At 54.9% G+C, this 11,889-nt stretch carries 10 protein-coding genes and 1 pseudogene; all 11 read right to left on the reverse strand.

Annotated elements, in window-relative coordinates; genetic code table 11:
• Positions 1-24: 24 nt before the first annotated feature.
• Positions 25-157: pseudogene (locus T260_RS1000000140785) on the reverse strand (phospho-N-acetylmuramoyl-pentapeptide-transferase); the annotation flags it as partial.
• On the reverse strand, positions 136-597 hold the full coding sequence (locus tag T260_RS128760; RefSeq protein ID WP_011230616.1) for a hypothetical protein: 462 nt from the start codon (positions 595-597) through the stop codon (positions 136-138). The pseudogene T260_RS1000000140785 and the gene T260_RS128760, both read right to left, overlap by 22 nt.
• Positions 594-2,063, reverse strand: coding sequence for a UDP-N-acetylmuramoyl-L-alanyl-D-glutamate--2,6-diaminopimelate ligase (locus T260_RS128755; protein ID WP_023634048.1), 1,470 nt, complete (start codon positions 2,061-2,063; stop codon positions 594-596). Before T260_RS128755 ends, T260_RS128760 begins: the two co-directional genes overlap by 4 nt.
• Before the next feature lie 113 nt (positions 2,064-2,176).
• The gene (locus T260_RS128750; protein WP_011230614.1) at positions 2,177-4,111 is read right to left on the reverse strand and encodes a stage V sporulation protein D; all 1,935 of its coding nucleotides are present in this window, start codon (positions 4,109-4,111) and stop codon (positions 2,177-2,179) included.
• Positions 4,112-4,182: 71 nt separating this feature from the next.
• Positions 4,183-6,393 (reverse strand): penicillin-binding protein, encoded by a 2,211-nt coding sequence (locus T260_RS128745; RefSeq protein ID WP_023634049.1) that lies wholly within the window; start codon positions 6,391-6,393, stop codon positions 4,183-4,185.
• A gap of 6 nt (positions 6,394-6,399) precedes the next feature.
• Positions 6,400-6,756, reverse strand: coding sequence for a cell division protein FtsL (gene ftsL, locus T260_RS128740; RefSeq protein WP_011230612.1), 357 nt, complete (start codon positions 6,754-6,756; stop codon positions 6,400-6,402).
• Between the two features lie 95 nt (positions 6,757-6,851).
• Positions 6,852-7,784: a 16S rRNA (cytosine(1402)-N(4))-methyltransferase RsmH gene (rsmH, locus tag T260_RS128735; RefSeq protein ID WP_011230611.1), complete on the reverse strand. Its 933-nt coding sequence runs from the start codon at positions 7,782-7,784 to the stop codon at positions 6,852-6,854.
• A gap of 278 nt (positions 7,785-8,062) precedes the next feature.
• Entirely contained in the window at positions 8,063-9,691 is a 1,629-nt protein-coding gene (bshC, locus tag T260_RS128730) for a bacillithiol biosynthesis cysteine-adding enzyme BshC (RefSeq protein WP_011230610.1), read from the reverse strand.
• 82 nt (positions 9,692-9,773) lie between these two features.
• Positions 9,774-10,160, reverse strand: coding sequence for a DUF3397 domain-containing protein (locus T260_RS128725; protein WP_011230609.1), 387 nt, complete (start codon positions 10,158-10,160; stop codon positions 9,774-9,776).
• Positions 10,153-11,073 (reverse strand): 2-dehydropantoate 2-reductase, encoded by a 921-nt coding sequence (locus T260_RS128720; protein ID WP_014195370.1) that lies wholly within the window; start codon positions 11,071-11,073, stop codon positions 10,153-10,155. The genes T260_RS128725 and T260_RS128720 overlap by 8 nt, the downstream gene beginning before the upstream one ends.
• 200 nt (positions 11,074-11,273) lie before the next feature.
• On the reverse strand, positions 11,274-11,852 hold the full coding sequence (locus T260_RS128715; RefSeq protein ID WP_011230607.1) for an RsfA family transcriptional regulator: 579 nt from the start codon (positions 11,850-11,852) through the stop codon (positions 11,274-11,276).
• Positions 11,853-11,889: the final 37 nt, after the last annotated feature.

Here is an 11,889-nt window from a genome sequence, read left to right on the forward strand (position 1 = left end):
GCTTGACAAGCGAAAAGCGCGCCGAAAACTTCGGCCCTTCCTCGCGGATGCTTTGTCCGAATTTCAACCGCCGCAAAAACGGGATGAACAGCGGCGACAAAACGACAGTGATGAGAAAGGAAACCGCCATGGCAATCACGATCGCTTGTTCTGGCATGCATCGTCACATCCTTTAAACGGCCGAGCGTCCAGCCATCGCTTCTCCAATTCCGCCAGTCGGCGGCGCACAGCCTCGCCAGCAAGGGGGCTGTCTTCAGGAAGAGCGAAGAAAAACTGCACACCCTCTGCACGGTCTTGCTCCAAGTATCGCTCGAACAATGCCGCTGCCGCCTCGAGCGGCGACGGAACGAAAAAGATCGGAAATTGATTTGGAATGTAGCGCGGCAACGGCTCTCCCAGACGCCAAAATGAAGCGATCGCTCCGTGTTCAATCGCCGTTTTCAATGTTTCCGCCCCGTTTTCGAGCGGAACGAACAACCCTTTTTTCACTTGTTTGGCTGGGTTGACGAACACGGCGTGAAAGCGGATCGTTTCATCAACAATGCCGCGCGCCTCCACCGCCATCGATTGCACCGTCCTGTATGCGATCATGGTCATCCTCTCTCCTTCACTGCCGCTCGGGCAACAGCGCGATCGTCAAACTCAATCACATCGTTGCCAATGATTTGATACGTTTCATGCCCTTTGCCGGCAATCAACACAACATCGCCTTCCTGCGCCTGGCCAATGGCGTAGCGGATCGCCTCTTCACGGTCAGGAATCGTCACATGCTTTCCGATCTCAGCGCTTACTCCCGCTTCCATGTCGCGCAAAATTTGCTTCGGGTCTTCCGAACGCGGATTGTCGGAGGTAAAAATAGCGACATCCGCATACCGCACCGCCACCTGCGCCATGAGCGGCCGTTTCGACGGGTCGCGGTCGCCGCCGCAGCCGATGACGACATACACGTTTCGCTTCGCCAATTGGCGCACCGTTTTTAAGGCATTTTCTAAACTGTCCGGCGTGTGGGCGTAATCGACGATGATCGTAAAGTTTTGCCCTTCATCAACCGTTTCAAACCGCCCCGGCACCGGCTCGACATCCGCAAGCGCCGCGGCGATCGTTTCAAGCGAAAAGCCAGAGGCAAGGCAGGCAGCGGCAGCGGCGAGAATGTTATAGACATTGAACGAGCCGACAAGTTTCGTTTCGACCGCCGCCGATCCGTGCGGCGTGCAAAGCCGAAACGCCATGCCGCCTGCGGTCATGCGGATCTGTTCCGCCATCACATCGCTTTTTTCCCTCATCCCGTATGTGACGATCGGCGCGGCCGTCATATGTTTATAATACTGCGAAACCGGATCGTCATGATTGAGAACGGCAAATTTCGGCCGCCGTTCGTCGTAGCGGTTGCCGAGCTGGGCAAACAAAAGCCCTTTGGCGTTCCGATATTCTTCCATTGTCCCGTGATAATCCAAATGGTCTTGCGTTAAGTTCGTAAAGACGGCCACATCGTAATCGCAGCCATGCACCCGCCCTTGGTGCAGCGCGTGCGACGACACTTCCATGGCGACAAACTCCACTCCTTCATCGACCATCTGTTTAAACATGCGCTGCAAAATGAGCGACTCCGGCGTCGTATTGGCCGCCGGATAGGAGCGGTCGCCGACCTTGATGTGAACCGTGCCAATGAGCCCTGTTTTCTTGCCGGTTTTTCTCGCGATTTGTTCGATGATCGACGTTGTCGTCGTCTTGCCGTTTGTGCCTGTCACTCCGATTAAATGAAGGCGGTGGGTCGGCCGCCCGTAAAACGCGTCCGCTAAAATCGCCATCGCCCGCCGGCTGTCCGACACAAGAACGACGGGAACATCAACGGAAAGCGGCCGCTCGGCCACGATCGCCGCCGCTCCGCGCGCCACCGCTTCCTCGGCAAAGTCGTGTCCGTCTACTGTAAACCCTTTAAGGCAAAAAAAGAGAGAACCGGAGGCAACGCGGCGCGAGTCCATTTCGAGCGCCACGATATCGGGATTGCCTCCATGGTGCACCCAAAAACCGGGCAAGTGTGACAGCAGCGTCAGCAGTTTCATATTTCGTTCATCCCTTTCGCTTCGAAATCGTCCGCTCCGTTAGGCAGACAGCGGAAAAAGGGGCACAACCAACCCGATGTGTCATCGCATCGGTCGCCCCTTGCGCGTTCGTCTTACCGTTCTTCTACCGCTTCGCGTTTCGCCAAATAAATGCGGACCGTTGAACCTTCTTTCACTTTCGCCCCTGGCTTCGGGGATTGTTCAACAACGACATCTCCCTCGCCACTAACATCTAATTTTAAGTCAAAAAGCTGCTCTTGCAAATCATTTTTTGTCATTCCGATCAAGTTTGGCACTTCAATGACTTTCGGCTCGTTCCAGTCGCGCTCCTTCTCGAGCTGGTCTTTGCGGGGCTTCACGCCCAACGTGCGCAAACTATCTTCCATAATTTTTCCTACAATCGGGGCAGCGACCGTGCCGCCGAACTGAACCGTTCCTTTCGGGTTGTCGACGGCGACGTACACGACAAGCTTCGGGTCATCCGCCGGAGCGAAGCCGATGAACGAAACGATATGGTTGTTTTGCAAATAGCGGCCGCCTTGCGCCTTTTGCGCCGTTCCCGTTTTGCCGCCGACGCGGTACCCTTCGACATACGCCTTTTTCCCTGTTCCTTGAGCGACGACGCTCTCAAGTGCGTAACGGACTTGTTTCGATGTTTCCTCGGAAATGACGCGCCGTTTCGCTTTTGGCGTGTTGCGGCGGACGATCTCTCCTGTTTCCGGGTCGACCCACTGCTTGGCAATGTACGGAGTGTACAAAATACCGCCATTGATTGCCGCCGACACGGCAGCGACTTGCTGGATCGGCGTCACCGACACCCCTTGGCCAAACGCCGTCGTTGCCAGTTCCACCGGCCCGACCCGTTTCAAATCAAACAAAATGCCTGTTCCTTCGCCTTGCAAGTCGATGCCCGTTTTCTCACCAAAACCGAATTGCTTAATGTAACGAAACAACGTCTCCTTTCCAAGCCGCTCGCCAAGCTCGACAAACCCCGGGTTGCACGAGTTTTGCACGACTTCCAAAAACGTCTGATCTCCGTGGCCGCCTTTTTTCCAGCAGCGAAGCGTAGCGCCGGCTACTTTGGCGTAGCCCGGGTCAAAGAAATGGTCTTTCAGCAAATTCACCTTATGTTCCTCAAGCGCTGCGGCCAGCGTAATGATTTTAAACGTCGATCCCGGTTCGTACGTGCTCCAAATCGGCAAGTTGCGGTTGTAAATTTCCGGAGGAACGCTCCGGTAATCCGCTGGATTGAACGTCGGCCGGCTCGCCATCGCCAAAATTTCACCGGTGTTCGGGTCCATGGCGATCGCGATGATGCCGTCCGGATTGTATTTCGCCTCCGCGATGTCAAGTTCGCGCTCAATGATCGTCTGAATGCGCGAATCGATCGTCAACACCAAATTCAAGCCGTCAGTCGGCGGCGTATAGTCATCAGCGATATCGGGCATGCGCCGCCCTTTCGCATCGGAATAAAACTGCACGGAGCCGCGCTCGCCCCTCAGTTCCTTGTCATAATACAGCTCCAACCCGGTGAGCCCTTGGTTGTCAATGCCGGTGAAGCCGAGCACGTGCGACAAATAGCTGCCAAACGGATAGTAGCGCTTCGTATCTTCCGCGATATACACCCCATCCAAGTCGAGGGAGCGCACATTCGCCGCTTTTTCATCGGAAATTTTCCGCCCTTCTTTCAGGCGGACGATCGACGTTTTTTGCGTGATTTGTTTATAGATGGATTCGATCGAACCGCCCAGCACCCCGGCCAGCTTTTTCGCCGCCTCTGCCGGGTTTTTGACTTGCCGCGGAATGACATACACCGTCGGCGCGCTCATGTTCGTCGCCAGCGGGACGCCGTTGCGGTCCAAAATTTCGCCTCGCTTCGGCTCAAACGGAATGTTCCGGCCCCATAGCCCTTTCGCCCGTTCCGCTAATAGATCGCCGAGCCAAAATTGGACGTAGCCGAGACGGAGATCGATAATGGCAAAGATCAAAATCCCGATCAAAAACACGATCGTCAACCGCTTGCGCACGGTAACGTACGATACGCGCATATGGCGGAACCTCCTTCATGGTGGGCTCGTTCCACTATATGCTTGTACGCCCCGTTATAGAACGGCAAAAATCATTCATGCGGCTCGGCTTCTTTCCGTAAAGCCGCCTCTTTCTCCTTCTCCGCCGCCTCTTTCTCCCATTGGCGCGGCGGAGCCAATTCAACAATTAAATAATCGCCTTTGCGCACCTCCGCTCCCGGACGAATGTTTTGGCTGACGACATAGCCGGTCCCTTTCGTGCTCGGCCGCAAGCCGAGTATATGAGCCACTTTCATAGCGTCGCGCAGCGAGAAGCCGCGCAAATCCGGCATCGTTGCCGCCCCGTCCGTTTTCAACACGACCCGTTCGCCCAAAAGAACGTGATCGCCGCCTTGCGGAAGCTGCTGCTCAACATATTTGCCGCGGCCGATCACGACCGGCACATATCCCTTTTCCTTCAGCTGCTCTGCTGCCGAAGCCGCCGGCTGGCCGATCCATGAATCAAGCGCCTGCGGTTGGGCAGTCTTTGCTTTCATTCGTTTTTCCCCGTTCGGTTCAATATGCAAATATTGCAAACTGCTTTTCATCACCGTCGTAAAAATTTGCGACACCGGCGCCGCTCCGGTTTCAGTCACATCGAGGTGCGGCTGTTGGACCGCGACATACATGAGAAGCTTCGGATCATCCGTCGGCGCCATGCCTAAAAACGAAAAAATGTAGTTTTCCCGTCCGGTCAAATAGCCCCCGGAAGCCGACGGAATTTGCGCCGTCCCCGTTTTGCCGGCGACGCGGTAGCCGTTGATTTGGTACGGACGGCCGGTGCCGTGCTCGGACGTGACGACCGTCTCTAAAATGGCGCGCACTTTGCGCGCGGTTTCCGCCGTAATCGGCTCGCCGACCACGGTCGGCCCATGATCGAGCACGACTTTGCCGCTGTCTGGGTCGACGACTTTCTCGATGACATACGGCTTCATCATTTTCCCATCGTTGGCGATCGCCGTCGCCGCTTGGATTTGCTGGATTGGCGTCACCGATGTCCCTTGGCCGAATCCGGTCGTAATTCGTTCAATCGGGTAGCGATAGCGGATTTGTCCGACCGCTTCGTTCGGCAAATCGATGCCCGTTTTCCGGTCAAAATGGAAACGGTGCAAATATTGCAAAAACCGATCTTCACCAAGCTTTTCTTTCACTAAAATCGAAAAGGCGACGTTTGAAGAGCGCTGCACCCCTTCATTAAACGTGATCGTCCCCCAGCCGACATCGTTATGGTCGCGGATCGTGTTCGGCCCCACTTTGTAGGAACCGGAGCGATACGTTTCGTTGCCGTTATACACTCCTTCGTTGATGGCCGCCGCGAGCGTGAACACTTTCATCGTCGATCCCGGCTCATACGGATAGGAAATGGCGTCATTTAAAAAGTTCGTAATATCACGCTTGTTTGGGTCAAAGCTCGGACGCGTCGCCATCGCCAAAATTTTCCCTGTTTTTGGATCAGCGACGATGGCGATCATTTTTTTCGGCTTGTATTGCTTCTCGACGCTGTTCATCGCATCTTCCAAAAACGATTGAATCTTTCCGTCAATCGTCAAATAGACGTTTGCCCCATTGTCCGGCTTGACAATGCGCTCTTTCCCCCCGGGGAGGCGGAAGCCGTTTATGTCGCCGGCAAACGACACATAGCCGTCTTCTTCACGCAAATACCGGTCAAGCTCTTTTTCCACTCCCATTTTGCCGACCGTTTCGTTGGCTGCATTTTTTTGCGCATAGCCGATGACGTGCGACGCAAACATGCCGTTCGGATAAAACCGGCTCGTGTCGCGGATGAAAGCGATGCCTGGCAAATGGAGCGCTTCGATTTTTCGCTTCAGCTCAAAACTGATGTTGCGGCCGTAGGCCCCAAACTCGACTTGCTTCGCTTTTTTGGTCAAAATGCGTTCCATCGCCTCGACGTCCATGCCAAGCAACGGGGCGAGTTGTTCCGCTGTTTTTTTCGGATCGACCACATGGTGCGGATGATCTGGATCGGTTGTCATCTTCGGATCCAAAACGGCCACAACCGTATACGACGGTACATCTTCAGCCAAAATGGCGCCGTTGCGGTCGAAAATCGTTCCGCGCTTCGCCTTGATCGTCCGCGTTTGTTGATGCTGCCGCTCCGCGATCACAGCCAGCGTTTGGCCGTCCGCTTTGCCGGTCCATTCAAGCTGCACAAAGCGGGCGAACAACAGAGAAAAGAGAAAGCCGAACAGGCAAAACAGGATGAACGCTCCCTGATGGGTGTTGCGATGCTTTCTTGCCTCCATCACCGATCATTCCTGCACAACTTTCACATGGTTTTCGTTGAGCGACAAACCGAGCTCTTTTGCCTTTTGCAAAATGCGTTCGTACGCGCTCAGCCGTTGCACCTCGACATATAGGTCATTGTTCTCCTTTTTCTGCTCGTCAATCGACGCCTCGAGCTTTTGCACCCCTTTGTTCAATTCGTAAATGCGCACTTGGTTCGAGACGATATGAACCGCCGCATAGAAGACAAACAAGAAAAACAACACAAATAGCATCTTTTCAGCCAGCGACAGGCGAAAGCGCTGCTTCCGCCGCGTCTTCGGGCTTGGCGGTGCCGCCGGATGTCGTTGTTCACGCGCGACTTTGACTGCTGCATCGTTCACATTTTTCCCCTCCTGTTTCTCCATGCATTCGTTTTTCGCCGCAATGGGCGGCGCCCACATTGAAATTGGTTGTGTTTCCCCGCTATTTTCGTCATCTACAGCTTTTCGGCAATGCGGAGTTTGGCCGAACGGGCGCGGTGGTTTCGTTCGAGCTCTTCCTCGGAAGGAACGATCGGTTTTTTTGTAATGATTTTCAGCACGGGGCGGTAGTCGTCGGGGAGAACCGGAAGCCCCGGAGGCAATGGCGGACTTTCGCTCGCCTTTTTAAACGTTTCTTTGCAAATGCGATCTTCAAGCGAATGAAACGTAATGACGCTCACCCGTCCACCGGGTGCAAGCAGTTCGATCGCCTGCTCGAGCGCCTCGCGAAACGCCTCAAGTTCGTCGTTGACCGCGATGCGGAGCGCCTGAAAAATGCGTTTGGCCGGGTGTCCGCCGCTGCGGCGAGCCGGGGCGGGAATCGCCGCCTTGATCACATCAACGAGCTCCCCCGTCGTTTTAATCGGCCTCGTGCGGCGCACTTCCTCGATTTTGCGCGCCACTTGCTTCGAAAACCTCTCTTCGCCGTAACGGAAAAAGATGCGGACGAGCTCCTCGTATGGCCAGCAGTTGACAATCTCCGCCGCCGTCAGCCGCTGCTTGCGGTTCATCCGCATATCAAGCGGCGCATCGTGCTGATAACTGAAGCCGCGCTCGGGTTCGTCAAGCTGCGGTGAAGAAACACCCAAATCAAACAAGACGCCGTCGACGGACTTGACGCCAAGCGCCGAAAGCTCCTCTTGCAAAAACCGGAAGTTCCGGTGCACAAACTGCACTTGCCGGCCGTAGCGGGCGAGCCGTTCGCGCGCATGCATGATGGCGGCTTCGTCTTGGTCAAAGGCAAACAGCTTCCCATGTTCCGACAAACGGGAGAGCAAATATTCGCTATGGCCGCCGCTGCCCAGCGTACAATCGACGTAAATGCCGTCAGGGCGGATGTTCAGCCCATCGACTGCCTCTTTCAGCAACACTGTTGTATGTTGAAACACATGTCCACCACCTTCGTTGCGTAAAGCCACACTCACATCGGCCAGTGGCCGCCTCCTTATTATATCGCAAAGATGGACAAAATTTTAGCTTTTTTTGTAAAAAAACGTCCTTTTTTGTTTCTTTTTGTCGGACGGGCCAATCACAGCCATCCTGGCGGCTTCACCCCTTTACTTTTATTTCCATTTAATGAATGTTGTTTTTTTACAATTCATTTCACAAAAAAGAAAATCCTGCTCAAAGCAGGATGTTTCTTTTCGACTTTTTCTTTGAAAAAGCCTCACATATATACAATTTTATGCATTCCATTGCCAGGACTGCGAATGGCCAAAAGTTTTTCTACAAAATCAAATCCGTAGCGGTTGATGTAATAAAACACGTTCCAAACCCGCTCCTGGAGCGCGCCGTTCGGCCGAAGCGACGTCTCGATGCGCCAAAATTTCCGCCACTCCGTCTCATGTTTGCGCAACAGCGCCCGCTCGAGCGCGTGCTGAAGAAACTCGATTTGCGCCTGAAGGATGGCGGCATTTTTCGCCACCAATCCCTCCAATCCGCGGTCAATCGCCACCCCAAGCTCACGAAGCGGCCGGTGCGCCGCGTCAATGTCCGCCTTCGCTTTGGCAAACGCCGAAGCAAGCGGCGCTTGAGCGGTCGCCTCCCGCCACTCCCGCTTTGCTTCATCGAGCCGCCCAGTCAATACATCAGCCACCTCAAGACCGATATCGGACAGGTCGGTTTGCAGCGAACGGCTGACAATCGTCGCCTGCAGACGCGGCACGACTGGAGGCATTTCTAGGTCGAAAAGCGGGAACGCCTCTTTCAATTCCGCCCAATAAGCGATCTCCCCCGGTCCGGCAACGAAAGCGAGCGTCGGCAGCAAATGCTCTTGCATGAGCGGACGGGTGACGACATTGTTGCTTAAACGGGCCGGATTCGTTTCGGCAAGCTCAAGCAGCTCTTCTCTTGTCCAAACGAGAGTTCCCGCTTTATTGTGAAACAGGCCGCGTTCCTCATCATACTGCAAAAGCGAACGTTCACGGCCGTCGTAATAAAACAAGTTGGCCGCGTCACGACCGATTTCAATCAGCGGCGCATATCCGAGCGTGCGCAACGCCTCTTGCTGAGCGAGCACCGCGGCCGTCACATCGCGATGGCGTTCAATGAGCGCAGCGAAAAAGCGGCGCTCAAGCGGCCGCACCGCCGCATCGCCAGCGTTCAAAACAACTAAACCGTGATCAGCGAACAACCGGAGCACAATGGCGGCAAAAAAGTCGACAAACGTGCGCGCCTCATCAAGACACGATGACAAAAAGAAGAGCAGCTCATTCGTCACGTCCGTTTCCCCATATGTTTTGACGACGCGCTCGATCCACTCTTTCGCAGCCATCCGGTCCAGCAGCACATCGGCGGCCATCCGTTTTTCGTTCGTTTTGTGTGGGTACGCTGCTTTTTTTACTTCTCCTTCCTCAACGACATAGACATGATCGATTTCCGCGATGTCATGATCTTCGCCGGCGATCCAAAACAGCGGCACGACCGGCACGCCCAATTTTCGTTCCTGCTCTTTGGCAAGCTGGATGATGGTGATGATCTTATAAATCGTATACAGCGGCCCAGTCAACAGCCCGGCTTGCTGCCCGCCGACAATGACGACGCTTCGCTCATTGCGCAGTTTCTCAATGTTTGCCATCGTAGCCACACTCGCCGAGAAGCGCCGGTGATAAGCACGCAAATAGTCGGCAAGCCCTTCTCGGTCATAGGTTCTTCCTTGCAAATAGGCCAACCGCCGACAAAACGCTTCATCGTCCGCCTGGGCATAAGCGAAGCCGCTCTCTGCTGGAAACGCGCCGGTTATGTAATCAGCCGCCAATTTCGTCGCTGCTGGCAACGGAATTTCGCGAACTTCCATGGCTAAAAACTCCCTTTCTTATGTATTCTTTCATGAGTATAGCACGTTTATTGCCAAGAGAAAAAAGGCTTGCTCGGCCACACTAAAGGCTCATCGCAACGCGAATGGCCATTCCGTATACAAGCAGCCCGGCGTAAAGGGAGGCAAAAATGAGAAAACTCGCCCGCCAAAAGACGCGGAACACCGTCCGCAACCGAAAGTCCGCCTTTTTCCGCCAATAGCCAAGCGCGATCGCCGCGTGCAGACCAAACAAAAAGAGAAGAAGAGGAACGAAGTACGATTTCCCAAACAGCACTGTCAGCAAAAAATAGACAGCGGCGATGAAAAAAACAGTCGCAGCGTTGACCGCGGCGTAAAACGCTGCCCGCCTCCGCCTGCCGACCAAGCGTGCTCCGAAGTAGACGAGCAAAAACAGCAGAAGCGGCGCGGTCACAAACGTCGCCAGCGTTGAAGCGAGCCAATCACCCATCCGTCTCTCTCCCTTCCTTCCCTTTCACCGCGCAAAAGACAAAGCGGACGACCGGCAGCATAGCGCCGCGCGCCTCCCCTTGTTTCAACACATAGCCCAAAATGGCGTCAATCTCCGTCCGGCGCCCGTTCGCCAAGTCCATATACATCGACGAATAGTTGTCCGCTGTTTTTTGGCATATGCGGACGACGCGCTCCCACGCCCGATTGGCGTCTTCAAGCGGCAGCACGTTCCGCACCTCATCAAACAGCTGCCTCATCATATCGCGGTACGGAGCCGTTTCTAGCAGCGCCCCGTTTTTCACTTGCAATAGAGCGGTGAGCGGATTGATGACGGCGTTGACGACAAGCTTGTCCACAAGAATGCGCTCCCAATCATCGGCCCATTCGATCGGAAAGCCGCGCTCCCCTTCCCGAAGCTCCCGGGCGTCGCCAAGTGAACCGTAGCGGGAAGCAAGTGTCAGCTTTCCGGCGCCCGTATGCGCCACCGTCCGGTCATCTAGCTTCATTGCGCCATGCTCCACGACGCCGACGAGGACATTTTTGTCGGCAAACATCGTCAACTGCTCGAGATGTCCCATGCCGTTTTGCAAAAAAACGAGCGTGCGAACGCGGCGAAACGCGTCGATTTGCGCACAGACGGAAGCGAGATCGTACTGTTTGACGGTCACAAACACGAGCGGCTCGTCCAGCTCCGCTCCAGCAAACGGCTGCGCGCGCACCGCCACGACCGATGTCTCGCCATCTTTTTTTAGCGCCACACCATGCTCGGCAAGCTGCCTTGCTTGGGACGGACGCCTCGTATAGACCGTCACCCCATGGCGCCGCCCAAGATAAGCGGCGAGCAGCAATCCGACTGCTCCGCCGCCGACAATCCCAATGTTCAATCCTTCTCCCCCGCTTTCTTGCAACATGGNGGAGTCAGACTAAAAGTGAGCCGAAAAACCCCATGGCGCCGCCCAAGATAAGCGGCGAGCAGCAATCCGACTGCTCCGCCGCCGACAATCCCAATGTTCAATCCTTCTCCCCCGCTTTCTTGCAACATGGCGTTAGCCTTATTTTAGCAGAGATCTTCTTCTTCCGTTAAGAAAAAAAGCCGGCGAAAAGCCAGCCTTTACCCTTCGTCGACGCCTTCAGCCACTGCATTCGGCGCCGGTTTCCCGCTGTCTGTCACCATTTTGCGCGCCCGCTCCATAATGGAAAGCAGCGTTTTATACTCCTCCTGGATCGCAGCTAGTTGTTTTTGCAGCGATTCTTTTTCCATTTGCAACTTCGTTACCATTTGCTGCAGCTGCTCCATATCGTTTTTGAGCGCCCGGTTTTCATCGGCCGTCCGTCGAGCGTCGCGCGCCTTTTGCTCCTCAGCTTGCAAAAAGGCCAGCACTTCCGCCCATGACAAATGGCTTTTGACTGCCGCTTCCACCTTCTCCTGCCCCTCGCTTTCCTTTGTTGATGGGGTTTCTTTTTTTCGCATCTTCCGTTCTTGCTTGGCTTGCTCGATCTCCTCCTTGTACTGCTTGCGAACGCACGAATTCCAGCGAAATCCGCACGCTGCCGCCGTCCGCGACAAGCGCCGCCCGACTTCGGCAAACGCCTCCAGCTGGGTGCCGCCTTCGCGAATATACTGAAGCACAACATTCGCCAACAACTCATCCTCTTCTTTCGTCCATGCATCTTGACGTACTCCCGTCATCCCCTTCCCCCCTTATCGCCGCTTTGTCATTATATGT

Origin of the sequence: Geobacillus thermopakistaniensis, from assembly GCF_000498995.1 — a bacterium.
GTDB classification, from domain to species: Bacteria; Bacillota; Bacilli; order Bacillales; family Anoxybacillaceae; genus Geobacillus; species Geobacillus thermoleovorans.